This is a genomic window from Streptomyces sp. NPDC017676 (genome assembly GCF_044329325.1).
Taxonomy (GTDB): domain Bacteria; phylum Actinomycetota; class Actinomycetes; order Streptomycetales; family Streptomycetaceae; genus Streptomyces.
Map to the genome: position 1 here is coordinate 382,916 of NZ_JBIRJA010000003.1, position 24,005 is coordinate 406,920.

Genomic DNA, 24,005 nt, shown 5'->3' on the forward strand with positions numbered 1-24,005 from the left:
GCGGCGGGCACTGACAGCGGGCTCAGTTGACGCTGCTGCTGTCGGCCGCCATGGCCGTCGACTGCAGGCGGGTCAGGACGCCGGCGGGGCTGCCGCCGGGGGAGACCGCCTGGCCGATGTTCTGCTTCACGGCCGCGCTGACCGCCGCCCAGGAGGTCTTGCCGACGGGGTACAGCTCCGAGGTCGGCAGCTGCTCCAGGAAGGGGCGCAGGGCCTTGTCGGCGGGGGCGTCCGACGCCGCCATGGTGTTGGACGCGGAGCCGGTGACCGGCAGCAGTCCGTACTTCCGGGAGAAGTCGAGGACGTTCTTCTCGCTGTAGGCGAAGTCGAGGAAGTCGCCGATCTGCTGGGCGTGCCCGTTCTGCTTGAAGCCCATCATCCAGTCGGCGACGCCCATGGAGGCCCTGGCCCTGCCGGTGCGGCCCGGCATCGGCACCATGCCGAACTTCACGCCCTTCTTGGCCGCCTGCTGGATGAGCGTGGGGTGCCCGTTGACCATGCCGACCTGGCCGTCGGCGAACGCGGCGAACGCGGCGGCGCGGTTGAGCTTGCCGGGGGCGACCGGGCCGGTCAGGCCCTTGCCGACCAGCTCGTCCTTGAGCCAGGTGAAGGTCTCGACGTTCGTGGCGGAGTCGATGGTGTAGGTGCCGACGTCGTCGGTGTAGCCGCTGCCGCCGTTGCCGCCGCTGAGCAGCCACTGCATGGTCTCGGCCTGTGCCTCCTCGGGGCCGAGGGGCAGCGCGTACGGGTACTTCACGCCCTCCGCCTTGAGCGCCTTCGCGTCGGCGGCCAGCTCGTCCCAGGTGGTGGGCGCCGTGAGGTTCGCCTTGGCGAAGAGGTCCTTGTTGTAGAAGAGCACGCGCGTGGAGGCGGCGAACGGGATGCCGTACTGCGTGTGCTTCCACTGGCCGGCGTCGGAGAGCTGGGAGAGGAGGTCCGCCTGGGTGCGTATGGAGAGCAGGTCGGAGACCGGGTAGAGCTTGCCGGCGGCGGCGTAGTCGGCGTAGGCGCCGATCTGGGCCATGTCCGGCGCGTGGCCGGCGTCGACCATCTCCTTGACCTTGCGGTCGACGTCGTTCCAGGAGTAGACGCTGACCTCGACCTTCACCCCGGAGTGCTGCTTCTCGTACTCCTTGACCAGGGCGTCCCAGTACTTCTTGGAGCTGTTGGCGGCGGAGTCGCCGTAGTCGGCGGCGACGAGTCTGAGGGTCACGTCGGAGGAGCCCGTACTCCCGCAGCCGCCGAGGACCGCCGTCATGCCCAGTGCGGACACCACCGCGATCGTTCCTGCCGTACGCCGACGCACGCTCAAATCCCCAACCCTGCTGTCTGACGGTTCAATATGTGGACACATAAGGTCTACACCACGTGAGTGGACTAGACCTCTCCCGGGTGGGAGGGTCACACTAGGCCCGTGGTGAGACATGTCATCGCCCTCGACGTGGGCGGTACCGGGATGAAGGCCGCCCTGGTCGGTGACGACGGCGCGCTGCTCCACCGCGCCCGCCGCGCCACCGGCCGCGAGCGCGGCCCCGAGGCGGTGCTCGCGGGCATCCTCGACTTCGCCGCCGAGCTGCGCGCGTACGGCGTCGAGCACTACGGCGAACCCGCCGGCGCGGCCGGCATCGCCGTCCCCGGCATCGTCGACGAGACGACCGGCACCGCCGTCTACGCCGCCAACCTGGGCTGGCGGGACGTACCCCTGCGGGCCCTGCTCACCGACCGGCTCGGGGTGCCCGTCGCCCTCGGCCACGACGTCCGCACCGGCGGCCTCGCGGAGGGCCGGATCGGCGCGGGCCGGGGCGCCGACCGGTTCCTGTTCGTGCCGCTGGGCACCGGGATCGCCGGCGCCATCGGCATCGACGGCCGGGTGGAGGCCGGCGCGCACGGCTTCGCGGGCGAGATCGGCCACATCGTCGTACGCCCCTCGGGCACGGCCTGCCCCTGCGGGCAGCGCGGCTGCCTGGAGCGGTACGCCTCCGCGTCCGCCGTCAGCGCGGCCTGGGCGGCGGCCTGCGGCGACCCCGGCGCGGACGCGGCGGACTGCGCGAAGGCCGTCGCGTCCGGCGACCCGAACGCCGTCCGGGTCTGGCAGGAGGCGGTGGACGCGCTCGCCGACGGGCTGGTCACCGCCCTCACCCTGCTGGACCCCCGCACGCTGATCATCGGTGGCGGCCTGGCCGAGGCGGGGGAAGTGTTGTTCCAGCCCCTGCGGGACGCCGTCCGGCACCGGGTCACCTTCCAGAAACTGCCGACGATCGTCCCGGCCGCGCTGGGCGACACGGCCGGCTGCCTGGGCGCGGGGCTGCTCGCGCAGGACCTGCTGACAGCCACATCCACGACTCCGGAGGTAAGCACCTGATGGCAACCGAGCGGGAAACTCCGGGCACGTACAGCGCCCCGTCTGGGGCGCGGGGAACTGTGCGACAAGCCCCCACCGGCCCGCAGGTGCTCACCGGCGCGAACGTGGTGCTCCCCACCGGCACGGTGAAGGGCGGGCGGCTGGCCGTAGCGGGCAAGCGCATCACCGGCACCCCTCCGGCCGACGCCCAGCTGATCGACGTCACCGGCCACTGGCTGGTCCCCGGCTTCGTGGACATCCACAACCACGGCGGAGGCGGAGCCTCCTTCTCCGGCACCGCCGAGCAGATCCTCACCGCCGTCCACACGCACCGCCTCCACGGCACCACCACCCTCGTCGCCTCCACCGTCACCGACGAGATGGACCTGCTGGTGCGTCAGGCCGGCCTGCTGAGCGAGCTGGCCGAGCAGGGCGACATCGCGGGCGTCCACTTCGAGGGGCCGTTCATCTCGCCGTGCCGCAAGGGCGCGCACTCCGAGAAGCTGCTGCGCGACCCGGACCCGGCCGAGGTCCGCAAGCTGATCGACGCGGCGCGCGGCAAGGCGAAGATGGTCACCCTCGCGACCGAGCTGCCGGGCGGCATCGACTCCGTACGGCTGCTCGCCGACCACGGCGTGATCGCGGCGATCGGGCACACCGACGCCGGCTACGAGCAGACGGTCGAGGCGATCGACGCGGGCGCCACCGTCGCCACCCACCTCTTCAACGCCATGCCGGCCCTGAACCACCGCGCGCCCGGCCCGATCGCCGCCCTGCTGGAGGACGAGCGGGTCACGGTCGAGCTGATCAACGACGGCGTCCATCTGCACCCCGCCGCGCTGGAGCTGGCGTTCCATCACGCGGGCGCGGACCGGGTGGCGTTCATCACCGACGCGATGGACGCGGCCGGCACCGGCGACGGGCGCTACATGCTCGGACCGCTGGAGGTCGAGGTCAGCGAGGGCGTGGCGCGGCTGGTGGAGGGCGGTTCGATCGCGGGCTCCACGCTGACGCTGGACCGCGCGTTCCGGCGGGCGGTGACCGTCGACAGGCTGTCGGTGGAGGACGCCGTGACCGCCCTGTCGGTCAACCCGGCCCGGCTGCTCGGTCTCTTCGACCGCGTCGGCTCGCTGGAGCCCGGCAAGGACGCCGACCTGGTCCTGCTGGACGCGGACTTCGAGCTGAAAGGCGTGATGCGGCAGGGCGAATGGGTGGTAGCGCCCCAACTGCCCTGATCCATACCGGCGTCGAGGAGACGGCGGCCGACCCGCGCACTGGGCCGGCCGCCGTCTCTTTGGCATGATCGAGGCCCCGGAAAACCGAGACAGCCGCACGGACTTCGAGGGAGGTCGGCCCGGGTGATCCTCACGGTCACGCTGAACACCGCTCTCGACCTCACCTATCGCGTACGGTCGCTGCGGCCGCACGCCTCGCACCGCGTCTCCGAAGTGGTGGAGCGGCCCGGCGGCAAGGGCGTGAACGTGGCCCGGGTGCTTGCCGCGCTCGGCCACGAGGTGACGGTCACCGGCTTCGCGGGCGGCGGGACCGGCCGGGCGATACGCGACCGGCTGACCGGCACGCCCGGCCTGACGGACGCGCTGGTGCCGGTCGCCGGGGCGTCCCGGCGCACGGTAGCCGTGGTCGACGAACTCTCGGGGGACACGACCCAGCTGAACGAGCCCGGCCCGCAGATCGAGCCGGCCGAGTGGGGAACCTTCCTCGACCGTTACGAGGAACTGCTGGACGGCGCCTCGGCGGTGGCCCTGTGCGGAAGCCTGCCCCCGGGGGTCCCGGTCGGCGCGTACGCGAACCTGGTCCGCACGGCCCGTGCGCAGGGCGTCCCCGTTCTGCTGGACACCAGCGGCGAACCCCTGCGCCGGGGCGTCGCGGCCCGCCCGGACATCATCAAGCCGAACGCCGACGAACTGGCCGAACTCACCGGCTCCCACGAGCCCCTGCGCGCCACCCAGGACGCCCGACGCCGCGGCGCCCGCGCGGTGGTCGCCTCCCTCGGCCCGGACGGCCTGCTCGCCGTCACCCCCGAAGGCCGCTGGCGCGCCACTCCGCCGGCCCCCGAGTTCGGCAACCCCACCGGCGCGGGCGACGCGGTGGTCGCCGGCCTCCTGTCCGGCCTGCGGGACCAACTCCCCTGGCCTGACCGACTCACCCGCGCGGTCGCCTTGTCGGCGGCCACCGTGCGGTCCCCGACAGCGGGCGACTTCGACCGCGCGGCCTACGAGAAACTCCTGGCGCGAGTATCGGTGACGGTGGCGTGAAGCTGCGCGAACGCTTGCCGGACATGCCCGTCCAGCGGGTTTGGCCGAGAGGCGGCCTGTTCCCTTGTGGCAGCGGCATGATCAGATGATCACCCCGTTCGCTACCTCGACCAGTAGCGATGGACAGAGGGGGAACCTCGTATGAGCATGCTCGGGGGGAGCCTGACGACGGTGGCTGTGACCGGCGCATTGCTGGGCGGCGCTTTCGCCACACCGGCTGCGGCGGCTGATCCCAAGACCTGCCCGCAAGGAAAGGTCTGCGGATGGTCGGGGACGAACAGGACGGGAACCAGGACCGTTCTTTCCGTGACGCCCAGCTGCCTGCCCTTCACCGCAGCCCGGTCCGTCTCGAACCAGACGTCCTACCGCATCGAGTTCTGGCACATCACCACCGGCTGCGGCGTCGGCACCCGGCTGGTCACGCTCCAGCCGCACACCTACTCGGACGACGCCCATGGCACCGTCACGGGGATTGCCGTCCACGGGGGCTAGCGCCGCGGCCTTTGTGCAGGTGGCCGAGCCCGAAACACATTGACGTGCCCCACCCGTCACGGGCGGGCACCGCACTTGAGATCTACTTCTCGCTGGAGGAACACATGCGCGCATTACATGCTGCGAAGCAACTCGCGGTTCTCGGTCTGGCCTCGATGGGGCTCGTCATTTCCATGAGTTCCACGGCGTCGGCCGATCAAGCCGGAGTCTGGATGAAGGATGGCCACTACTTCAGCATCCGAAAGACTGCCAGCACCTCGTCGACCGTAGTCCACTCGGTCACCGACCCAGATGCCAGGATTCCTTGCACGACGACCCCGTGCACGCGGGAGGACAACGGCGGCTCATACAAGTGCTGGTCCGGAGGCCCGTCTGGCAATGACTGGGTGAAGGTGAAGTGGGACGGAAAGACGGGCTGGGTGGCCGTCCTCTGTGTCGAAGGCGGACGCATCTGAGCAGAGACTGTGGTGACCTCGGTGGCCGTCGAGGTCACCGCACCCGCTTCGGGGCTCAGCCGCTGGAATTGACCCAACCCTTCACCAGCCACATCTGGTCGATCAGAGCATCGCACTGATTTCCCTGCGCGCACGAGAGCGCGATGGTGTTCGCTCCCTTGTCGAGCTGGATCCAGCTGTACGTCTTCGTCCAGCCCTTCTTGTAGTCGCCCGCGGCGGCGCCCGCCCAGTTCTTCAGTCCGACAGGCGTGTTGGAAGCCGCGCCGTTGACCGTGAGGGTGGCGGTGGCGTCCTTGCCGGGAACGCTGTAACCGACGTAGACACTGTATTTGCCGGACTCGGGGATGTTGTCGACGTTCCAGGTGATCGAGGCGCCGGTCTGGTTGAAGCCCGTCACATAGGTGCCGCCGGCCGCCCGTGCGCCCTGTACGTCCGTCGCCTTGGTCGCACCGCCGGCCAGCTGGAGCGCGCTCGCGTCCGTCTTCGGCAGCTCCCCCGGCGTCGCCGAGGTGCTCCCCGACGGGCTCGGGCTGCTGGTCTGCGACTGGGTCGCGGTGGCGCCGGCCTCGTTGCCGGACTTGTCGTCGTCCGTGTTGCCGTTGATCATCGCGACGCCGATGCCGATGACGACCGCGGCGACCACCGCGATGGCGCCGATCAGCAGGCCCTTGGTGTTGGGGCCGCGGCGGCCGGGCGCGGGGGGCGCGGGGCGGTGGGAGGCCGGGGCACCGCCGGGGAGCGTCTCCGGGGCCTGGTAGTGGGCGTTCGGCTGGCCGTAGGCGCCCTGCTGGGGAACGCCCTGGCCGTAGGTTGCCTGCGGCGGCTGACCGTGCGGGGCCTGCGGTGCGCCGTAGCTGCGCTCGCCGACCGTGCGCACCCTGCTGACCGAGTTCGGGTAGCCGTAACCGCCGGACGGCGGCTGGGCTCCCCGGGCCTGGCCGTCTGCGTACAGGTAGCCGAACGGGTCGTCGTCCTCGGGCGTGCTCGCGCCGTTGTCGCCGGGCGTCATCCCTTGGTACTCCTCAACAGGTGCGGGCGGATGCGGTACGGGTGTGGAATGGCGAGCCTACCCGCTCTCGCCGGCCCAAACGGGTGACCCGGACCGCATCAACTCGCTGACCTGCGCATCATCCAGCGCGGCGGTGCTGTTTGGGACGAGATCGTTTCTCTACGTACATCCGCTCGTCGGCGGACTTCAGCACCTCGTCCGCCGTCATGCCGCAGTGGGCCCAGCCGATACCGAAACTCGCACCCACCCGGACGGCCCGGCCCTCGGCGCGGATCGGCTGGATGATCTCGTTGCGCAGCCGTACGGCGAGGTCCTGGGCGTCGGCCCGGCCGAGGCCGTCGGCGAGGATCACGAACTCGTCGCCGCCGAGCCGGGCGACCGTGTCACCGTCCCGGACGCCGTTGCTCAGCCGCCGGGCGACCTCGATGAGTACCGCGTCGCCCGCGTTGTGCCCGAACCGGTCGTTGATCGACTTGAAGCCGTCGAGGTCGCAGAAGAGGACCGCGAGGCCCTTGGTGCCGTCGTCACGGCCGTCCTCGGGCGCGACGGTGTGCACATGGTGGTCGTAGGCGTCGAAGCCCTCCGCGCCCGGCGTGAAGTCGAAGCCGTGGCCCGCGGGGGCGTCGAAGGCGGGGTGGCCGTAGGCCGCGTCCAGGGACTCCACTGCGCCGGCGTGGGCGGGGCGACGGCAGAGCCGGGCGGACAGGCGCGAGCGCAGTTCGGCGGAGTTGGGCAGGCCGGTCAGCGAGTCGTGGGAGGCGCGGTGGGCGAGCTGGAGCTCGCGCCGCTTGCGCTCCTCTATGTCCTCGACGTGGGTGAGGAGGAAGCGGGGGCCGTCGGCGGCGTCGGCGACGACGCTGTTGCGCAGGGACACCCAGACGTAGGTGCCGTCGCGGCGGCCCAGGCGCAGTTCCGCACGGCCGCCCTCCGCGGAGGTCCGCAGCAGGGTGCCGACGTCCTCCGGGTGGACCAGGTCGGCGAAGGAGTAGCGGCGCATCGCGGAGGCGGGCCGGCCGAGCAGCCGGCACAGGGCGTCGTTGGTGCGCAGGATGCGGCCGTGCTGGTCACCGCCCATCTCGGCGATGGCCATGCCGGAGGGGGCGTACTCGAAGGCCTGCCGGAAGGATTCCTCGCTGGCGCGCAGGGCCTGCTGCTCGCGTTCCAGACGGACCAGGGCGCGCTGCATGTTGGCGCGCAGGCGCGCGTTGCTGATCGCGATGGCGGCCTGGAAGGCGTACATCTGGAGGGCCTCGCGACCCCAGGCGCCGGGGCGGCGGCCGTTGCGCGGCCGGTCGACGGATATGACGCCGAGCAGTTCGCCGCAGGTGCCGCCCTGCACGCCGGGGGTGTACATGGGCGCGAAGAGCCGGTCGGAGGGGTGCCACTCGTCCTCGAAGCGCGGCGCGGGCCCGTCGGTGTACCACTGGGGGACGTCGTCGTCGTCGAGGACCCAGCCCTCGGTGTGCGGTATGAAGACGAGGTCGCCCCAGCGTTCGCCCATGCTCAGCCGCCGGTCCCAGGACTCGCGTGAGCCGGCCCGGCCGGTGATCAGGGCCTCGGCGGCGGAGTTGCCGGAGAAGGCGGCGACCACGAGATCGCCGTCCTGGCGGACCAGGTTGACGGCCGCCATCTCGTAGCCGAGGGCGGACACGGCGCCGTCGGCGACGGTCTGCAGTGTGTCCGCCAGGCTGCGTGCCGTGTTCATGTCGGCCATGACCTGGTGCAGCTGTCGCAGGGACGCAAGACGGACATACGGCTCCGACTCGGTCTCCATGCTCACCCTCCCCCCGAGACCTCGCAGCGAATCAAGGGTTGTGTCTGAACCTCTTCGTGGCTTCCCCGCCACTGAATCACAGCGCGAAGCCCACTCGGTACACAGGGTCAACAATTACTGCCTCTTGTGACTCAAGTCACAGGAGAACGTGAACAATTGAGTGGAGTTTCTGCGTTTGCCCTGTGCGTTTCCTGAACGCACAGCGTGCGCCCGTGCTCACATGATGCACGCATCTGGCCGTTCGCCGCCTGTGTGCGCCGCTGGTCCTAGGACCGGGTTCGGGCGGAGGGCCGATGCGGGCCGCGCGGGGCGGGGATTAGCGTTTCCGGCGTGCTGAAGACTCCCTCCCCCACGACCCCCCTGCCTTCCGGGCATGCTGAGGGGGTGAGCAACGACGAGTTCCGGGCCGCGATGTCCCGGCTGGCCGCGGGCGTGGTCCTGGTGACCGCGCAGGAACCGCCGCTGGACCCGGACGACCCCGAGGCGCCGGGCGTGGAGGACGTCGGCATGACCGCCACCGCCTTCATGTCCGTCTCCCTCGACCCGCCACTGGTCATGGTCAGCCTGCGCACGGGCGCCCGCATGGACGACCTGCTCGACGAGCAGCCGCTGTGGGCGGTGTCGGTCCTCACCGAGAGCCAGCGGCACATCGCCGGCCGCTTCGCCATGAGGGGCCGCATCAGCGACCGGCTGCTCTTCGAGGACATCCCCTACGTCCGGGGCGAGGTCACCGGCGCCCCGCTGGTCGGCGGCGCGCTGGCCACCCTGGAGTGCCGGACCGAGCAGCGGGTGACCGCCGGGGACCACACCCTGGTCATCGGCCGAGTCCTCACCGCCCGGGTGCCGAGCGCCGAGGGGGGCCCGCTGCTGTACTTCCGGGGCCGGTACCGGCAGTTGGGCTGAGCGGGAATCCGCTGGCGGACGGAGGGGCCGCGTGCCTACGGTGAGCGGATGACACCACGTCTGGAAGAGGTCACGCCGGCCACCTTCGACACCGCCGTCGCCGTCCGCGTCCGCCCCGACCAGGAACACGCCGTCTCGCCGGTCGTGCGGTCCCTGGCCGAGGCCTACGTCCATCCCCCCGGCGTCGCCTGGCCCCGCCTGATCGTCGACGAGGGCCGCGTGGTCGGCTTCCTGATGGCCTTCCTCGACATCGACTGGCACGGCGACGGCAGCGTGCACCGCTCCGGCTTGTGGCGGCTGAACATCGCCGCGGGCGAACAGGGCCGGGGCTACGGCCGCTTCGCCGTGACCGCCGTGGCCGGTGAGATCCGCCGCCGGGGCGGCAAGGAGCTGTACGTCAGCTGGCACCCCGGCCCGGACGGCCCCGAGGAGTTCTACCTCCGCCTCGGCTTCCGGAAGAACGGGGAGACGAGCGGGGGCCAGACGGTGGGGGTGCTGGACCTGTCCTGAGCGGGCCCGTTCCGGGCTAGACCTCCTCGACGGTGAGGTCCGCCAGCCGGTCGGGGTCGGTGATGATGTCGATCACCGCGATGCGGTCGGCGGCGAAGGTGAAGGCCAGGACCCGCTCCGGGCGGCCGTCGGCGAACACGGCCAGGCCGGTGGTGATGCCGTCGACCAGCACCGGACGCGCGACGCGCGCCAGATGGGCGAAGCTCGCCGCGCCGGCGGCGACCCGGCCCGCACCGCTGTTCACACCGGCCTCGGTACGGGCCTCCACCTCGGGGTCGAGCACCTCCAGCAGCCCGTCGAAGTCGCCGTTGCGCGCGGCGGCCAGGAAGGCGTCCACCACCTGACGCTGCCGGGCCAGGTCGGCCTCCGGCGCCTGCCCGCCCCGCACCCGGCGCCGGGCCCGGCTCGCGAGCTGCCGCGCCGCGGCCGGACTGCGGCCGAGGATGCCGCCGATCTCCTCGAAGGGAACCCCGAACAGGTCGTGCAGCACGAAGGCGAGCCGCTCGGCCGGGGAGAGCGTGTCCAGGACGACGAGGAGGGCCGGCCCGACCGCGTCGGCGAGCAGGGCGTCCTGCACGGGGTCCGGCTCGGCGGAGGGCGCCGGCCGCCAGGTCTCCAGCGGCTGCTCGCCCCGGGAGCGGCGGGAGCGGAGCATGTCGAGGCAGACCCGGCCGACGACGGTCGTCAGCCAGCCGCCGAGGTTCTCCACCTCACCGGTGTCGGACCGGCTCAGCCGGAACCACGCCTCCTGGACGGCGTCCTCGGCCTCGGCGGCGGAACCGAGCATCCGGTGGGCGACGGCCCGCAGATGCCCCCGGTGGGCCTCGAAGCGCTGGGCGAGGAAGTCGTGGTCGGTCATGGGTGGCTGCGGCCTCTCCGTCGTCGCCCTCGGCGGTCCCGAGTGCTCCTGCACCACCCTGACGACGGGGAACCGGCAGATGTGACAGGGCGCCCGGCCCCGGCTAGCCCCAGTCCCGGCCCGAGCGGCCCCGCTTGGTCTCCGCGCGCTGCTTCTTCTCGCGCAGCCGGCGTTCGTTGATGCCGCGCGGGATGCGGGTCGGCTTGCGGGGCTTGGGCGGCGGCGCGGTGGCCTCCGCGAGGAGCGCGGCGAGGCGTACGGCGGCGGCCTCCCGGTTGCGCCACTGGGAGCGGTGCTCCGAGGCCCGTACGGACACCACCCCGTCGACGAGGCGGCCGGCCAGCCGTCGCAGTGCCCGCTCCTTCCACACCGGAGGGAGCGCCTCCGTGCGGGCGAGGTCGAAGCGCAGCTCGACCTGCGAGTCGCTGGTGTTGACGTGCTGTCCGCCGGGCCCGGACGACCTGGAGAAACGCCACATCAGCTCGGCCTCGGGAAGCGAGACCGAGCCACGGATGAGGTAGGGCCCGGACATGTCTTTCATGTTCCCGGCCCGGCCCGCCTCACGTCACCTGGATTTCCGATTCGGTAAAAAAGGTAAAGGGATCCGGAACCACGGGGACCCCCCTCGACGTTGTCCCCGGTGACGGTAGCTTCGTCGGCACAGCGTGCACGGATACGCACGGGATATCTAAGGAAGGGACTCCCAACATGGCTGTAAGCCTGTCCAAGGGTGGCAACGTCTCGCTCACCAAGGAGGCTCCGGGCCTGACCGCCGTCACCGTGGGCCTCGGCTGGGACGTCCGCACCACGACCGGCACCGACTTCGACCTGGACGCCTCCGCCATCGCGGTGAACCCCCAGGGCAAGGTCTACTCGGACGCCCACTTCGTCTTCTTCAACAACAAGCAGACCCCGGACAACTCGATCGTCCACACGGGCGACAACCGCACGGGCGAGGGCGCCGGCGACGACGAGGCGATCAACGTCAACCTGGCCGCGCTCCCGGCGGACATCGAGAAGGTCGTCTTCCCGGTCTCCATCTACGACGCCGAGAACCGCGGCCAGAACTTCGGCCAGGTCCGCAACGCCTACATCCGCATCGTCAACCAGGCGGGCGGCGCCGAGATCGCGCGCTACGACCTGTCCGAGGACGCGGCCACCGAGACGGCCATGATCTTCGGCGAGCTGTACCGCAACGGCGCGGAGTGGAAGTTCCGCGCGGTCGGCCAGGGCTACGCCTCGGGCCTGGTGGGCATCGCCCAGGACTTCGGCGTCAACGTCTGACGGCCGAGCCGTGCGAGCAGGCCCCCGGCTCACGGCCGGGGGTCCTCGTCACCGCACCCGGGGGAAGCGGGCCTGAAGGGTCCAGATCGCCGGGTTCTCCGCCAGGTCCTCGTGGAGGTCGATGAGGTCGGCGAGCAGGTCGTGCAGGAAGTCGCGGGCCTCGCGGCGGAGTTCGGCGTGGGAGAAGGTCAGCGGGGACTCCTCGGCCGGCATCCAGTCGGCGGCGATGTCGACCCAGCCGAAGCGGCGCTCGAACAGCATGCGGTCGGTGGACTCGGTGAAGTCCAGTTCCGCCCGCTGCGGGCGGGAGGCGCGGGAGCCCATCGGGTCCCGGTCCAGCCGTTCCACGATGTCGCACAGCGCCCACGCGAAGTCCAGCACCGGCACCCATCCCCAGGCTGTGGACAGCTCCCGGTCGGACTCGGTGTCCGCGAGATAGACGTCCCCGCAGAACAGGTCGTACCGCAGCGCGTGGACGTCCGCGCGGCGGTAGTCGGTCTGCGGGGGGTCCGGGAACCGGTTGGAGAGGGCGTAGCCGATGTCGAGCACGCAGAAGATGGTGTCACGCCGACCGGCCCGGCCTCGCCCACGGTCCACCGGGCCCCACCGGCCCGGACCGCCGCGCCCACGGTCCACCGGGCCCCGCCGGCCGGGACCCGCCTCCGGAACGCCGGACCCCGCCGGGACGGACCCCCGCGCCTAAGATCGCTGACATGTCCAGATCCGTACGCCTTGTCCCAGCCCTCTGCGCGCTCCTCGCCCTCACCGGCACCGCGTGCGACGGCGGCGTGCGGGGCACCCCGGGCGGCTCCGGGGTGCGCGATCCGTACTTCCCGAAGGCCGGCAACGGTGGCTACGACGTCGGCCACTACGCCCTCACCCTGGACTACACCCCGGCCACCCGCCGGCTCACCGGCACGGCCGTCATCACCGCCCGGGCCACCCGGGACATGTCCGCCTTCGACCTCGACCTCGCCGGACTGCGCGTCGACTCGGTCACCGTCGAGGGCGAGGACGCCCGCTGGAACCGCGCCGGACAGGAACTCACCGTCCGCCCGCACGACGACCTCAGCAAGGGCGAGACCTTCCGCACGACCGTCCGCTACTCGGGCACCCCGCGCACCCTCACCGACCCCGACGGCTCCGAGGAGGGCTGGCTGCCCACCGCCGACGGCGCCCTCGCCCTCGGTGAGCCCGTCGGCTCCATGGCCTGGTTCCCGGGCAACCACCACCCCTCCGACAAGGCGACGTACGACATCTCGGTCACCGTCCCGAAGGGGCTCCAGGCGATCTCCAACGGCGAGCTGACGGACCAGAGAACGCAGGGCGGCCGTACCGCCTACCACTGGCACTCCGGCCGGCCCATGGCGAGCTATGTCGCCACCGTCGCCATCGGCCACTACGACATCACCCGCGGCACCGGCCCGCACGGCCTGCCCCTCCTCACCGCCGTCGACCCCACCCAGGCCGGGGCGAGCGCCAAGGTGCTCGCGAAGCTGCCGGAGATCCTCGACTGGGAGGAGTACAACTTCGGGCCGTACCCCTTCTCCTCGGCCGGCGCGATCGTCGACCGCCCGCACGACGCCGGGTACGCCCTGGAGACCCAGAACCGGCCCGTCTTCCCCGCCGACCAGCTGAACACCTCGATCCTCGTGCACGAACTCGCCCACCAGTGGTACGGCGACTCGGTCACCCCCCGGTCCTGGCGGGACATGTGGCTGGGCGAGGGCTTCGCGACGTACGCGGAGTGGCTGTACGACGAGGACCACGGCGGTCCCACCGCCCAGCAGACGTTCACGCGCCTGTACGAGAGCGACCGCGAGGACATCTGGGCGTTCCCGCCGGCGAAGCAGTCCGATGCCGCGCACATCTCCGGCAGCCCGGTCTACGAGCGCGGCGCGATGGTCCTGCAGAAGATCCGGCAGAAGGTCGGCGACGACACGTTCTACGACATCGTCCAGGGCTGGGCCGCCGACCACCGCGACACCACCGTGAGCACCGCCGACTTCACCGCCTACGTCGAGAAGAAGGCCCCGGACCAGGACTTCGGCGGGATCTGGAAGGACTGGCTGTACGGCGACGGCAAGCCGGACCACCCGTGAGGACGGGCGGCCCGGCCACCGTGGCGCCGTACCCTCGCGGCTACTTGACGTTCACGGCCGCCCAGGCCGCCGCCACCGCGTTGTACTCCGCGCTGCCCGGACCGTACAGGTCGGCCGCGGCCTGGAGGGTGCCGGTGCGGGCGCCCGCGTAGTCCGTGGACGAGGTGAAGTACGTGGTCAGGGCCTTGTACCAGATCTGGACCGCCTTGTCCCGGCCGATGCCGGTGACGGTGGAGCCGTCGTACGTCGGGGAGTTGTAGGACACCCCGTTGACCGTCTTCGCGCCGCTGCCCTCGGACAGCAGGTAGAAGAAGTGGTTGGCGACACCGGACGAGTAGTGCACGTCCAGGCGGCCGACGGTGCGCGACCAGTAGTCGGCGGAGGCGCCGTCCTTGCTCGGCTTGTCCATGTAGCGCAGCGGGGTGCCGTCGCCGTTGATGTCGATCTTCTCGCCGATGAGGTAGTCACCGGCGTCGGCTGAGTTGTTCGCGAAGAACTCCACCGAGGTGCCGAAGATGTCGGAGGTGGCCTCGTTCAGGCCGCCCGACTCACGGCTGTACTTCAGTCCGGCGGTGGCCGCGGTCAGGCCGTGGCTCATCTCGTGCCCGGCGACGTCGAGCGAGGTCAGCGGGTCGGCGTTGTTGGCGCCGTCGCCGTACGTCATGCAGAAGCAGCTGTCGTTCCAGAAGGCGTTGACGTAGGCGTTGCCGTAGTGGACGCGGGAGTAGGCGGCCCTGCCGTCGCCCGCGATGCCGTTGCGGTTGAACGCGGACCTGTAGAAGTCCCAGGTGACGGCGGCGCCGTAGGCGGCGTCGACGGCGGCGGTCTGGCGGTTGTTCACGGTGCCGTCGCCCCAGAGGTCGTCGGCGTCGTGGAAGAGGGTGCCGGTGCCGGTGGTGCCGCCGTTCAGGTCGTACGTCTTGTGGCCGCCGCGTCCGCCGTCGGTCAGGTCGTAGCCCCCGGAGGCGGCGGCGGTGGTGCCGAGCGGGACGGTGCCGCTGTACCGGCTGGTGCCCGTGCCGGTGTCGACGGCCTCGAAGGAGTACAGCCGCTCACCGGTGCGCGCGTCCGTGATGACGTGCAGCTCGCTCGGGGTGCCGTCGTGCCGGCGGCCCTTGACGACGGACTCGTAGGCGAGGACCGGCTTGCCGGCCGCGGCCCACACGACCTTGCGGGCGGTGGCGGCGGTGGCCTTCGCGGTACCGGCGGCCTTGAGCGCGGTCTGCTTCGCGGCGGCCGGGGACACGGCCGCGGTGGTGCTCGGCACGGATATCCGGGCCTTGGTCGCCTTGCTGACGCCCTTCAGCGCGCCGTTCCCGGCCGTGTGGACGACCAGGTCGCCGCCGAGCACCGGCAGACCGGCGTACGTGCGCTCGTAGCGGGTGTGGACGGTGCCGTCCGCGTCCTTGACGACATCCCGGACGACCAGCTTCTCCTGGGCGCCGAGCCCGAGTTCACGGGCCGCCGCACCGGCGTGCTGCTGGGCCGACTCCAGCGCGGCGGCACGGGCCGGGGCGCTGAGCGCGACGGCCTTGGCGCCGGAGGGGTGCGGCGCGGGCGCGGCGGTCGCGGCGCCGTTCTGCAGGGCGAGGACGACCATCGCCGCGGAGCCGACCAGTGCGGCGGCGCGCACGGCGGTCTTGCGGGGAGTGCGGGAGGCGCCGGTGTCGTGGGACTGCTGTCTCACTCGATCTCCTTCTGTCCGGTCTCGTGGGGTGGAGACACAGAGGGGCCACAGGGGATGCACAGACTTGCGGCGGGCGAGGAGAGAGTGACACCCGAACCCGTCTGTTTGACAGAGCGCCGTCAAGACTTTACGTGTTCGTATCCGAATGCCGTGCTGCGGAATCCGTTATGCGGACGCGGCACCCAGCCTCAACCTCCGTCCCTTCCAGCGCACTTGAGGCGTGGAACGTCACACCCGGCGCGCCTCCCACGCGTCGAGCAGCCGCGCGAGGCCGGGCGGCCAGACCGGCTCCGCCTCCTCGGCCAGTTCCTGTCTGCTCCACCAGCGCCAGGTGAGGATGCCGTCGGCGGTGTGCGCGGCGGCGAGCCCGGGACCGGACGGTTCGCGGTGCGGTCCGCGGGTGACGTACACGTGCTCGTGTTGGCGGACGGGGGTGCCGGTGTGGGTGAAGTCGTGTTCCCAGGTGCACAGGAGGGGGCCCGGCTCCAGGTCGTCCCAGCCGGTCTCCTCGCGCAGCTCCCGCAGCGCGGCCTCGCGCGGGCCCTCGCCCGCCTCCAGGCCGCCGCCGGGCAGGGCCCAGTGGATGCCGGCCTCGACGTTGTCGTACCGGAAGAGGAGCACCGCGCCGTCGGGGTCCACGACGGCGACCCGAGCCGCCCGCCGGGGTGTCCGCAGCACCTTGCGCAGTACGGCGCAGGGACGGCCGAGAGCACGGTCCCGACGGTGGTCGACGACCTCGTAGCCGAGGGCGGTCCAGAAGGCCAGCCCCTTGGGGTTCGCGTCGAGCACGGCAAGCCGTACCGCCTGCCGCCCGGCGGCCCGGAAACGCTCCTCGACCAGCGTGGCGGCGCGCCGGCCGTACCCCTTGCCGTGCTCGCGGGCGTCGACCATGAGCAGCCCGATCCACGGATCGGGGTCGGCGGGGTCGGGATGGCGGTCCAGCGTGATCGCCACCGCCACCAGCCGCCCTTCGACGCGGGCCAGCAGCACCTCGCTGCCCGCCCCGGCCAGCCCGGCCGCCACCTGCTCGGGCCGGATGTCGTCCGGGTCGGGGAAGTCACCGCTCAGCGCGTGGAACTCCCGGTTGGATGCGTACAGCGCGGTCAGCTCGGTGAGCAACGGGGCCGGGATGCCGCCGTGGGACGGCAGGGGTTCGAGTATCACGCGCCGCGCACCCCGGGGGCCGTCAGGGCGTCGGTGAAGGGCACGCGGCCCGGGGGCGGGAAGGTGGTCACGGCGGTTCTCACAGCTCCTTGGCCACTGTGCGGACGAAGCGGAGTCTATGCCGCGGGTCACATGACCCGGATGCCCATCGCCGCCGCCAGCACCGGGGCCAGGTCCAGCAGTTGGCCCGTGCTGATCACCGCACCGGAGAGCCGGTCCAGGCCCCGGGTGATCTCCAGCGGAGCGGCCCCGCGCAGGTCGACGTCCACCAGGGTCGCCCCGCCGAAGTCGGCCCCCTTCAGGGCGCAGTCGGTGAACTCCACCCGTTCCAGGCGCGCGCCCGCGAAGTCCGGCTCGACCAGGACGCAGGACTCGAAGACGACATCCTTGAGGCGGGCCTCGCGCAGGTTCAGGTAGTCGATCTTGCCGCCCCGGATCACCACTCTCTCCAGCACGGCACCGTGCAACTGTGTGCCGCCCAGTCTTGCGTCGACCAGCTCGACGTCCCTGAGCGTGGCCTCGGCCAGTCGTGTCCCCACCCCGCGCAGTCCGGTCAGCACCGAGTCCAGCACCCGGGCCCGGCCCAGCGCGGTCTCGTCCACCGCGCAGTCCGTCAGCGCGCAGTCCATGAACCGGGCGCCCGCGCCGTCCTGCCCGGCCAGGTCGCGCTCCCGGAACTCCAGCCCGTCGTAGTCACCGTCCGGCTCCAGCTCCCCCTCGGTCCACGGCTCCAGGGGCGGCAGCCGCACCTCCGGCCGCCGCGCGCCCTTCACCCCTGCCGCACCCGCACCCGCCGCTCGTCGCACCATGCCCCCATGCTGCACCCCGCCACTGACAATCCGCCCTGAGCTGGGCAGACACCCGGTATGTCACATGCGGCGGGGCGCCGGCCGTCGTACTCGCGAGCAGGCGCACCGACCCCAGGGAGAACCATGCACAAGCCCGCGCACCACATCACCGTCATCGGCGGCGGCTTCGCCGGACTCACCGCCGCGATCACGGCCGCCGAGGCCGGCGCCCGGGTCACCGTGTACGAGGCCCACGGCACCCTGGGCGGGCGGGCCCGGACGACGGAGGGGCCGTACCGGGCCAACGAGGGCCCGCACGCCCTGTACGCCGGCGGCCCGCACTGGGCCTGGCTCAGGCAGCGGGACCTGATCGGCCCGCTCGCCACGCTGCCGCCCCTGGAGGCCACCCGGCTGCGGCTGCGCCACCACGGCGTGCTGCGCCGCACCCCGCCCTTCGCCATGCTCAAACTGCTGCGGCGCCGGGTCGGCCCGGCCCCCGTCGACGCCGACTTCCTCGGCTGGGCGACCGGGATCGCCGGGGAGGAGGGAGCCCGCGCGGCGGCGCACTACGCGGCGGTGGCGCTGTTCCACCACGACCCGGGCGGCCTGTCCGCCGCCTTCGTGCAGGAGCGGCTGCGCCGGGCCGCCAAGCTGCCGCCGGAGGCGCACTGTCCGCGCGGCGGGTGGGGCGGGGTCGTCGACCGGATGGCCGCGCGGGCCTGGAACATGGGCGTGCGGATCGAGACCGGGGCCCGGGTGGAGGAACTGCCCGAGGACACCCCGGTGGTCGTCGCCACCGGCCTGCCCGCCGCCCGGCGGCTGCTCCGCGACGACTCGCTGGAGTGGCCGAGCGGCCGTACCGTCCTGCTCGACCTCGCCGTGCGCACCCGGCGCGGGGACGCCTTCGCCGTCTCCGACCTGGACGCGCCGGGCTGGATCGAGCGCTTCACCGCACAGGACCCGTCCCTCGCGCCGGCCGGGGAGCAGCTGGTCCAGGGGCAGTTCCCGATCGGGCCCGGCCAGGCCCGGGCCGACGGCGTGGCCCGCGCCGAGCACCTGCTGGACCTGGGGTTCCGGGGGTGGCGGGAGCGGGTGACCTGGCGGCGGGAGGCCGTGGCGGACGGCCGCACGGGCGCCGTGGACCTGCCGGGCCGGACCTGGCGGGACCGGCCCGCCGTGGACCGCGGCGACGGGGTCCACCTCGTGGGCGACCAGGTCGCGGCCCCGGGTGTCCTCGCGGAAGTGTCCTTCAACAGCGCGGTCACGGCGGTGTCCCTGATCCTCGGCCGGCCCGCCCTTGACCTCAAGCGCGCTTGAGGTCCGAAGGTGGGGACCACACCGAGCCACGTCTCCCCGGGGGTCCCGTGCACGCCGTCCGCCTGTACGCCTTCGGCCCGGCCGAGAACCTGACCTACGAGGAGCTCCCGGACCCCGTCCCTGGCCCCGGTCAGGTGCGGATCGCGGTCGCCGCGGCCGGCGTGCACCTGCTCGACGCAGCCCTGCGGGAGGGCCACCAGGGCCCGCTGCCCGAACCGCCCCGCCTGCCGACCGTCCCCGGCCGGGAGGTCGCCGGGGTCGTGGACGCGCTCGGCGACGGCGTGGACGGCCTGTGGCTCGGCCGGCGGGTGGTGGCCCACCTGGGCTTCGCGCCCGGCGGGTACGCCGAACTCGCCGTCACCGAGGTCGAGCGGGTGCACGACGTCCCGGAGAACCTGGACTACGCCGCCGCCGTCGCCATGATCGGCACGGGCCGTACGGCGCTGGGCATCGCGCGGTTCGCCGAGCCGGGACCTGACGACGTGGTGGTCGTACCGGCCGCGGCCGGCGGCATCGGCACACTGCTCGTGCAGCACGCCAGGAACGCCGGGGCGACCGTGATCGGGCTCGCCGGAGGCCCGGAGAAGACCGCCCGGGTGCGCGCGAACGGCGCCGACCTCGCCGTCGACTACACCGACCCCGACTGGCCCGCCAAGGTCCGCGCGCACCTGGGCGGCCGGCCCGCCTCCCTCGTCTACGACGGCGTGGGCGGCCGGGTCGCCCGGGAGGCCGTCGCCCTGCTCGGCCCCGGCGGCCGGCACCTGGTGTTCGGCTGGTCGGCGGAAGGCATCGGGCAGGGGCAGGGGTACCACGTCGAGGGCGTCTCGCAGTCGGTGCTCGGCCCGAGGATGCTGGAGCGCGCCGGCGGCCTGCGCGCACTGGAACTGCGCGCGCTCGCCGAGGCCGCCCGGGACCGCCTGCGCCCGGCCGTCACCCGCTTCCCCCTCGCGCAGGCCGCCGCCGCGCACCGGGCGCTGGAGCAGCGGGACACGATCGGCAAGGTCGTACTCGAACCCTGACGGACGGCCCCGGGCTCCTTGGACGAGCGCCGCTGCCGGTGTCAGCCGGCCGAGCCCAGCGCGGTCAGGGGCTCGTCCGTGAGCCGGTACACCGTCCATTCGTCCTGGGGCCGGGCGCCCAGCGCCTCGTAGAAGCCGATCGCCGGCCGGTTCCAGTTCAGCACGGACCACTCCAGCCGCTCGTACCCGCGCTCCACGCAGATCCGCGCCAGCTCGGCCAGCAGTGCCCGCCCGTGGCCGCCGCCGCGTGCCTCCGGGCGGACGTACAGGTCCTCCAGGTAGATGCCGTGCACCCCGCGCCAGGTGGAGAAGTTGAGGAACCACAGCGCGAACCCGACCGGCTCCCCGCTCGTCTCGTCCACCGCCATGTGCGCGAACGCGGCCGGCCGCTCCCCGAACAGGGCCTCCCGCAACTGGTCCTCGCTCGCCCGGGCCTCCTCGGGCGCCTTCTCGTACTCGGCCAGCTCACGGACCATGGTGTGGATGACGGGGACGTCGTCGGGGGTCGCGGTACGAACCATGCCGCGAGGGTAACCGGCCCGCGCACCGGGCCTCAGTGCCGTCCCGCCACCCGGTCGGCCACCTTCGCCAGGCGCGAGGACTCCGTGCCCGGGTGGAGGCGTTCGCGCTGGTCGGCGGCGCGGTAGGTGGCGTACATGCCCTGGACGCCCAGCCAGCGGAAGGGTTCCGGCTCCCACTTGCGGACCTTGTGGCCGACCCAGGGCAGGTCGGTCAGCTCGGTCCGCCCGCCCTGTCCGGAGTCCCGCTGCACCAGGTCGCGCAGGGTGCGGGCGGCCAGGTTGGTGGTGGCGACGCCGGAGCCGACGTAACCGCCCGCCCAGCCGAGGCCGGTGGAGCGGTCGAGCGTCACCGTGGCGCACCAGTCGCGCGGCACCCCGAGCACGCCCGACCAGGCGTGCTCGATCCGCGCCCCGGCCAGGGACGGGAAGAAGCGGGTCAGGATCTCCCGCAGGGCCTCGACGGTCGCCGCCTGCGTCCGGCCGTCGTTGTCGGTGCGGGAGCCGAAGCGGTACGGCACCCCGCGCCCGCCGAGCGCGATCCGGCCGTCCGCCGTGCGCTGGGCGTACATGTAGGCGTGCGCCATGTCGCCGAGGGTCTCGCGGCCCGCCCAGCCGATCGCCGCCCACTGCTCCTCGGACAGCGGCTCGGTCGCGATCATCGAGGAGTTCATCGGCAGCCAGGTCCGCCGCTGCCCCTTCAGGGACGCGGTGAAGCCCTCGGTGCAGCGCAGGACGTAGGGCGCGCGGACGGTGCCGTAGGGAGTGACCGCGTGCTTGGGGCGGATCTCCGTCACCGGCGTCGACTCGTGGATGGTCACGCCGAGCGCCTCCACGGCCGCCGCGAGCCCCTTGACCAGCTTCACCGGGTGCAGCCGCGCCCCGTGCGGGGTCCAGGTGGAGCCGACCGCGTCCGCGATCCGGATCCGCTCGGCGGTCTCCCGGGCGCCGTACAGCTCCCGGTCCTTCTCGCCGTACGACAGCTCGTGCTGGTGGAACGCCTTCAGCCGGGCCAGCTGCGCCGGGGTGGTGGCCACCTCCAGGACGCCGCCCGCGTGCACGTCGGCGTCGATGCCCTCCGCCTCGGCGACCGCGATCACCTCGGCCACGGTGTCGTTCATCGCCCGCTGGAGCCGTACGGCGGCCTCGTGGCCGTGCAGCTTCGCGTACCGGTCCCGGCCCGCGATCCCGTTGTACAGCCAGCCGCCGTTGCGGCCGGAGGCGCCGTACCCGCAGAACTTCTGCTCCAGGACGGTGATGCGCAGGAAGGGCGCGGCCTTCTTCAGGTAGTACGCGGTCCACAGGCCCGTGTAGCCGCCGCCCACGATCACGACGTCGGCGGACGCGTCCCCGGGCAGCGGCTCCCGCACCGCCGGAAGGCCGTCGTCCGCGTACCAGAAGGAGATGCCACCGTTCACGACACTGCTCGCCGAGCTGCTCATGGCCGGGACGTTAACCCCTGAGCCCGGCCAGTGTCTCCTTCGGATTCCATGCTTTTCCGCGGCCCCTGGCCAGTGGATGGCAGGCCAGACCGATCAGTACGGCGACGATGTGACCGAAGTCGGTGAAGGTCGGCCCGGCGGCCAGCGGCAGCCCGAACACGGCCAGCACCGCCAAGAGGTACCCGTACCGCCAGGGCGCCGCGATCCGGTAGGTGAGCACCGCCATCACCCCGGCCAGCGCGTAACTCACCCCGATGTCCAGGGTGTTCACCGCCGAGTGCGGGGCCATGCCCCGGCGGATCGCCTCCAGCAGCACCCCCTCGCTGATCAGCGAGGCCAGCACGTGCGCCAGCGCGCACACCGCCAGCCAGCGGGCCGTGCCCAGCCAGCGCTCGGCCGGCGCGTGGAACACCGTGTACAGGAGGGCGTACGGCACCCAGTACCCGCTCTCGATCCACATCGCGCTGGCCACCAGCACCCGCACCGGATTGCGGGACAGCTCATGGATGTTCGTCGACCGCCGCCGCAGGAAGTGCTCCTCGAACTCCGGCGACATGTGGTGCAGCGCGACCGTCGTCACGAACAGGATGCCCAGCCACACGTACGTGCCGGGAGCACCGCGGACGTACGCCCACACCCCGCTCAGGCCCCGGAAAATTCGCATGAGCCGATTCACGCACGCCGGTATCGTCCGCTTCGTGATTGACATCCCCGGCGAGCTGGCCCAGGCGCAGGAGACGTACAACGGCGCGGCGGGGCGGGCGTTCGTCGCCGCGCTGCCGGACCTCGCGGCCGGCTTCCTGCACCGCTGGCGGCTCACGCTCGACGGACCGTCGATGAACGGCGTCAGCGCCCTGGTCCTGCCGGTCGTCCGCGCCGACGGCCTCCGCGCGGTCCTCAAGCTCCAGTTGACGGACGAGGAGAGCGTGGGCGAACCGGTCGCGCTGCGCGTGTGGGACGGCGACGGGGCGGTACGGCTCCTGGACCACGACCCGGCCACCGGCACCATGCTCCTGGAGCGCCTGGACGAGTCCCGCATGCTCTCGGGCCTCGGCGACACCCGCGAGGCCGTCCTGGTCATCGCCCGGCTGCTGGCCCACCTCACGTCCTTCCCGGCCCCGCCCGGACTGCGCCGTCTCGGCGACATCGCCGAGGCCATGCTGGAACGGACCCCGCGGGCGCTGCCGCGCATCCCGGACCCCGGGGTCCGCCGGATCCTCGCCGACTGCGCCGCCGCCGTGCGCGAAGTCGTCCACGAGCCCGGCGACCGGCTGCTCCACTGGGACCTGCACGACGAGAACGTCCTCGCCGCCGACCGCGCCGACTGGCTCGCCATCGACCCCAAGCCGCTGGCCGGGGACCCCGGCTTCGAGCTGTGGCCCGCCCTGGACAACCGCTTCGACGCGGCCGAGGTCCGCTGGCGCTTCGACGCGATGACCGACGTCCTCGGCCTGGACCGCGCCCGGGCCCGCGCCTGGACCCTGGGCCGCCTGCTCCAGAACGCCCTGTGGGACGTGGAGGACGGCCGCCCGGTCGAGGACCGGCGACTGGAGATCGCCCGCCTGCTGACATGAGGAGACCCATGCGGGAAGCGGGTCCCCCGGGCTGTCGGTGCCCCTGGTCGGATTCCGACCGACGCGCTGGCCTCACAGGTCAGCGGCGCGGCAGCAGGGCCGTGGTGGGCTCGACGGCCGGGGTCAGCTGAGCGTGGAGCCACTCGCCCACGCAGGGGACTCGGCCGGCACCATCACAGGGGCAGACGATCCGAGCCCATGTCCGCGAGCAGTCGTGCGGTCTGCGGGGACGGGTAGTGCAGCCTCAGGGACGCGTGGGCCCCGGCGGCGCGCCGCGACGCGTCGAGGAAGACGCGCAGGCCGCTGTTGTCGCAGCGGTCGACGGTGGTCATATCGACATCGATGACGGTGATGCCGTCGTGCAGGCACCGCTCCAGAGCGGCGCGCACCTGGGGCGCGGTGGCCGGGTCGATCTCACCGGCCAGGGTGATCAGTGCCCGCCTGCCCCGGTCGTGCCGGTAGATGTTCAACTGCGGAAGACTCATGACGCC

The 24,005-nt window shown here is 72.6% G+C and carries 25 protein-coding genes; 12 read left to right on the forward strand and 13 right to left on the reverse strand.

Features of this window, described 5'->3' with window-relative positions:
- Nucleotides 1-22: 22 nt before the first annotated feature.
- Nucleotides 23-1,276 (reverse strand): extracellular solute-binding protein, encoded by a 1,254-nt coding sequence (locus ACH4LD_RS09340; protein ID WP_132785410.1) that lies wholly within the window; start codon nucleotides 1,274-1,276, stop codon nucleotides 23-25.
- 141 nt (nucleotides 1,277-1,417) lie between these two features.
- On the opposite strand from ACH4LD_RS09340, the gene ACH4LD_RS09345 reads away from it, so the two are divergent.
- The 5 genes from ACH4LD_RS09345 to ACH4LD_RS09365 all read left to right on the forward strand — a co-directional run bounded on the left by ACH4LD_RS09345 (nucleotide 1,418) and on the right by ACH4LD_RS09365 (nucleotide 5,564).
- Nucleotides 1,418-2,362, forward strand: a complete 945-nt coding sequence (locus tag ACH4LD_RS09345; RefSeq protein WP_207928377.1) for an ROK family protein — start codon at nucleotides 1,418-1,420, stop codon at nucleotides 2,360-2,362.
- A gap of 86 nt (nucleotides 2,363-2,448) precedes the next feature.
- Nucleotides 2,449-3,576 (forward strand): N-acetylglucosamine-6-phosphate deacetylase, encoded by a 1,128-nt coding sequence (gene nagA, locus ACH4LD_RS09350; protein ID WP_398055668.1) that lies wholly within the window; start codon nucleotides 2,449-2,451, stop codon nucleotides 3,574-3,576.
- Nucleotides 3,577-3,699: 123 nt separating this feature from the next.
- Nucleotides 3,700-4,617 carry a 1-phosphofructokinase family hexose kinase gene (locus tag ACH4LD_RS09355; protein WP_398055572.1) on the forward strand — a complete coding sequence of 306 codons (918 nt, stop codon included), beginning with the start codon at nucleotides 3,700-3,702 and terminating at the stop codon, nucleotides 4,615-4,617.
- Between the two features lie 147 nt (nucleotides 4,618-4,764).
- A complete protein-coding gene (locus ACH4LD_RS09360) occupies nucleotides 4,765-5,109 on the forward strand; it encodes a peptidase inhibitor family I36 protein (RefSeq protein WP_398055669.1) in 345 nt (114 codons plus the stop codon).
- A 44-nt stretch (nucleotides 5,110-5,153) separates the two neighbouring features.
- Nucleotides 5,154-5,564, forward strand: a complete 411-nt coding sequence (locus ACH4LD_RS09365) for a hypothetical protein (RefSeq protein WP_398055573.1) — start codon at nucleotides 5,154-5,156, stop codon at nucleotides 5,562-5,564.
- A 55-nt stretch (nucleotides 5,565-5,619) separates the two neighbouring features.
- Here ACH4LD_RS09365 and ACH4LD_RS09370 read toward each other — a convergent pair whose 3' ends face one another.
- Together ACH4LD_RS09370 and cdgB are read right to left on the reverse strand one after the other, a co-directional pair.
- On the reverse strand, nucleotides 5,620-6,573 hold the full coding sequence (locus ACH4LD_RS09370) for a CBM35 domain-containing protein (protein ID WP_398055574.1): 954 nt from the start codon (nucleotides 6,571-6,573) through the stop codon (nucleotides 5,620-5,622).
- Nucleotides 6,574-6,691: 118 nt separating this feature from the next.
- Nucleotides 6,692-8,347 carry a diguanylate cyclase CdgB gene (gene cdgB, locus ACH4LD_RS09375; protein WP_398055575.1) on the reverse strand — a complete coding sequence of 552 codons (1,656 nt, stop codon included), beginning with the start codon at nucleotides 8,345-8,347 and terminating at the stop codon, nucleotides 6,692-6,694.
- Between the two features lie 330 nt (nucleotides 8,348-8,677).
- On the opposite strand from cdgB, the gene ACH4LD_RS09380 reads away from it, so the two are divergent.
- Together ACH4LD_RS09380 and ACH4LD_RS09385 are read left to right on the forward strand one after the other, a co-directional pair.
- Nucleotides 8,678-9,250, forward strand: coding sequence for a flavin reductase family protein (locus ACH4LD_RS09380; RefSeq protein WP_398055576.1), 573 nt, complete (start codon nucleotides 8,678-8,680; stop codon nucleotides 9,248-9,250).
- A gap of 48 nt (nucleotides 9,251-9,298) precedes the next feature.
- Nucleotides 9,299-9,760 carry a GNAT family N-acetyltransferase gene (locus tag ACH4LD_RS09385; protein ID WP_398055577.1) on the forward strand — a complete coding sequence of 154 codons (462 nt, stop codon included), beginning with the start codon at nucleotides 9,299-9,301 and terminating at the stop codon, nucleotides 9,758-9,760.
- 16 nt (nucleotides 9,761-9,776) lie between these two features.
- On the opposite strand, the gene ACH4LD_RS09390 is transcribed toward ACH4LD_RS09385, so the two are convergent.
- Both ACH4LD_RS09390 and arfB read right to left on the reverse strand, forming a co-directional pair.
- On the reverse strand, nucleotides 9,777-10,619 hold the full coding sequence (locus tag ACH4LD_RS09390) for a sigma-70 family RNA polymerase sigma factor (RefSeq protein ID WP_398055578.1): 843 nt from the start codon (nucleotides 10,617-10,619) through the stop codon (nucleotides 9,777-9,779).
- A 103-nt stretch (nucleotides 10,620-10,722) separates the two neighbouring features.
- Complete coding sequence (gene arfB / locus ACH4LD_RS09395; protein ID WP_132785418.1) at nucleotides 10,723-11,160, reverse strand: alternative ribosome rescue aminoacyl-tRNA hydrolase ArfB; 438 nt, start codon at nucleotides 11,158-11,160, stop codon at nucleotides 10,723-10,725.
- Between the two features lie 167 nt (nucleotides 11,161-11,327).
- On the opposite strand from arfB, the gene ACH4LD_RS09400 reads away from it, so the two are divergent.
- Nucleotides 11,328-11,903 (forward strand): TerD family protein, encoded by a 576-nt coding sequence (locus ACH4LD_RS09400; RefSeq protein WP_132785419.1) that lies wholly within the window; start codon nucleotides 11,328-11,330, stop codon nucleotides 11,901-11,903.
- A 48-nt stretch (nucleotides 11,904-11,951) separates the two neighbouring features.
- Here ACH4LD_RS09400 and ACH4LD_RS09405 read toward each other — a convergent pair whose 3' ends face one another.
- Nucleotides 11,952-12,452 carry a hypothetical protein gene (locus ACH4LD_RS09405; protein WP_132785420.1) on the reverse strand — a complete coding sequence of 167 codons (501 nt, stop codon included), beginning with the start codon at nucleotides 12,450-12,452 and terminating at the stop codon, nucleotides 11,952-11,954.
- A gap of 164 nt (nucleotides 12,453-12,616) precedes the next feature.
- On the opposite strand from ACH4LD_RS09405, the gene ACH4LD_RS09410 reads away from it, so the two are divergent.
- Nucleotides 12,617-14,005, forward strand: a complete 1,389-nt coding sequence (locus ACH4LD_RS09410; RefSeq protein ID WP_398055579.1) for a M1 family metallopeptidase — start codon at nucleotides 12,617-12,619, stop codon at nucleotides 14,003-14,005.
- A gap of 40 nt (nucleotides 14,006-14,045) precedes the next feature.
- Here the strand turns inward: ACH4LD_RS09410 and ACH4LD_RS09415 are convergent, their stop codons facing one another.
- The 3 genes from ACH4LD_RS09415 to ACH4LD_RS09425 all read right to left on the reverse strand — a co-directional run bounded on the left by ACH4LD_RS09415 (nucleotide 14,046) and on the right by ACH4LD_RS09425 (nucleotide 17,665).
- Nucleotides 14,046-15,605, reverse strand: a complete 1,560-nt coding sequence (locus ACH4LD_RS09415) for a M4 family metallopeptidase (protein WP_398055670.1) — start codon at nucleotides 15,603-15,605, stop codon at nucleotides 14,046-14,048.
- A 315-nt stretch (nucleotides 15,606-15,920) separates the two neighbouring features.
- Nucleotides 15,921-16,856, reverse strand: a complete 936-nt coding sequence (locus ACH4LD_RS09420) for a GNAT family N-acetyltransferase (RefSeq protein WP_398055580.1) — start codon at nucleotides 16,854-16,856, stop codon at nucleotides 15,921-15,923.
- Nucleotides 16,857-16,984: 128 nt separating this feature from the next.
- The gene (locus ACH4LD_RS09425) at nucleotides 16,985-17,665 is read right to left on the reverse strand and encodes a pentapeptide repeat-containing protein (RefSeq protein ID WP_398055581.1); all 681 of its coding nucleotides are present in this window, start codon (nucleotides 17,663-17,665) and stop codon (nucleotides 16,985-16,987) included.
- Between the two features lie 123 nt (nucleotides 17,666-17,788).
- On the opposite strand from ACH4LD_RS09425, the gene ACH4LD_RS09430 reads away from it, so the two are divergent.
- A complete protein-coding gene (locus tag ACH4LD_RS09430; protein WP_398055582.1) occupies nucleotides 17,789-18,961 on the forward strand; it encodes an FAD-dependent oxidoreductase in 1,173 nt (390 codons plus the stop codon).
- A gap of 47 nt (nucleotides 18,962-19,008) precedes the next feature.
- Entirely contained in the window at nucleotides 19,009-19,980 is a 972-nt protein-coding gene (locus tag ACH4LD_RS09435; protein ID WP_398055583.1) for a zinc-binding dehydrogenase, read from the forward strand.
- A gap of 41 nt (nucleotides 19,981-20,021) precedes the next feature.
- Here the strand turns inward: ACH4LD_RS09435 and ACH4LD_RS09440 are convergent, their stop codons facing one another.
- Genes ACH4LD_RS09440 through ACH4LD_RS09450 form a run of 3 tightly spaced genes read right to left on the reverse strand, consistent with a single transcriptional unit; the run spans nucleotide 20,022 to nucleotide 22,604 of the window.
- Complete coding sequence (locus tag ACH4LD_RS09440) at nucleotides 20,022-20,501, reverse strand: GNAT family N-acetyltransferase (RefSeq protein ID WP_398055584.1); 480 nt, start codon at nucleotides 20,499-20,501, stop codon at nucleotides 20,022-20,024.
- Between the two features lie 32 nt (nucleotides 20,502-20,533).
- Nucleotides 20,534-21,940 (reverse strand): NAD(P)/FAD-dependent oxidoreductase, encoded by a 1,407-nt coding sequence (locus ACH4LD_RS09445; protein ID WP_398055585.1) that lies wholly within the window; start codon nucleotides 21,938-21,940, stop codon nucleotides 20,534-20,536.
- Between the two features lie 10 nt (nucleotides 21,941-21,950).
- A complete protein-coding gene (locus tag ACH4LD_RS09450) occupies nucleotides 21,951-22,604 on the reverse strand; it encodes a rhomboid-like protein (protein WP_398055586.1) in 654 nt (217 codons plus the stop codon).
- Between ACH4LD_RS09450 and ACH4LD_RS09455 the strand changes: the two genes are divergently transcribed.
- Nucleotides 22,603-23,514, forward strand: coding sequence for an aminoglycoside phosphotransferase family protein (locus ACH4LD_RS09455; protein ID WP_398055587.1), 912 nt, complete (start codon nucleotides 22,603-22,605; stop codon nucleotides 23,512-23,514). The genes ACH4LD_RS09450 and ACH4LD_RS09455 overlap by 2 nt on opposite strands.
- A 173-nt stretch (nucleotides 23,515-23,687) precedes the next feature.
- On the opposite strand, the gene ACH4LD_RS09460 is transcribed toward ACH4LD_RS09455, so the two are convergent.
- The gene (locus tag ACH4LD_RS09460) at nucleotides 23,688-23,999 is read right to left on the reverse strand and encodes an STAS domain-containing protein (protein ID WP_398055588.1); all 312 of its coding nucleotides are present in this window, start codon (nucleotides 23,997-23,999) and stop codon (nucleotides 23,688-23,690) included.
- Between the last annotated feature and the right edge of the window lie 6 nt (nucleotides 24,000-24,005).

Coding starts and splice junctions, on each gene's coding strand:
- cdgB (WP_398055575.1), bottom strand. CDS start 8,347: ATGGAGACCGAGTCGGAGCCGTATGTCCGTCTTGCGTCCCTGCGACAG.
- ACH4LD_RS09440 (WP_398055584.1), bottom strand. CDS start 20,501: ATGGTTCGTACCGCGACCCCCGACGACGTCCCCGTCATCCACACCATG.
- ACH4LD_RS09370 (WP_398055574.1), bottom strand. CDS start 6,573: ATGACGCCCGGCGACAACGGCGCGAGCACGCCCGAGGACGACGACCCG.
- ACH4LD_RS09455 (WP_398055587.1), top strand. CDS start 22,603: ATGAGCCGATTCACGCACGCCGGTATCGTCCGCTTCGTGATTGACATC.
- ACH4LD_RS09415 (WP_398055670.1), bottom strand. CDS start 15,605: ATGGTCGTCCTCGCCCTGCAGAACGGCGCCGCGACCGCCGCGCCCGCG.
- ACH4LD_RS09385 (WP_398055577.1), top strand. CDS start 9,299: ATGACACCACGTCTGGAAGAGGTCACGCCGGCCACCTTCGACACCGCC.
- ACH4LD_RS09450 (WP_398055586.1), bottom strand. CDS start 22,604: ATGCGAATTTTCCGGGGCCTGAGCGGGGTGTGGGCGTACGTCCGCGGT.
- ACH4LD_RS09410 (WP_398055579.1), top strand. CDS start 12,617: ATGTCCAGATCCGTACGCCTTGTCCCAGCCCTCTGCGCGCTCCTCGCC.
- ACH4LD_RS09390 (WP_398055578.1), bottom strand. CDS start 10,619: ATGACCGACCACGACTTCCTCGCCCAGCGCTTCGAGGCCCACCGGGGG.
- ACH4LD_RS09445 (WP_398055585.1), bottom strand. CDS start 21,940: ATGAGCAGCTCGGCGAGCAGTGTCGTGAACGGTGGCATCTCCTTCTGG.
- ACH4LD_RS09360 (WP_398055669.1), top strand. CDS start 4,765: ATGCTCGGGGGGAGCCTGACGACGGTGGCTGTGACCGGCGCATTGCTG.
- arfB (WP_132785418.1), bottom strand. CDS start 11,160: ATGAAAGACATGTCCGGGCCCTACCTCATCCGTGGCTCGGTCTCGCTT.
- ACH4LD_RS09400 (WP_132785419.1), top strand. CDS start 11,328: ATGGCTGTAAGCCTGTCCAAGGGTGGCAACGTCTCGCTCACCAAGGAG.
- ACH4LD_RS09460 (WP_398055588.1), bottom strand. CDS start 23,999: ATGAGTCTTCCGCAGTTGAACATCTACCGGCACGACCGGGGCAGGCGG.
- ACH4LD_RS09430 (WP_398055582.1), top strand. CDS start 17,789: ATGCACAAGCCCGCGCACCACATCACCGTCATCGGCGGCGGCTTCGCC.
- ACH4LD_RS09425 (WP_398055581.1), bottom strand. CDS start 17,665: ATGGTGCGACGAGCGGCGGGTGCGGGTGCGGCAGGGGTGAAGGGCGCG.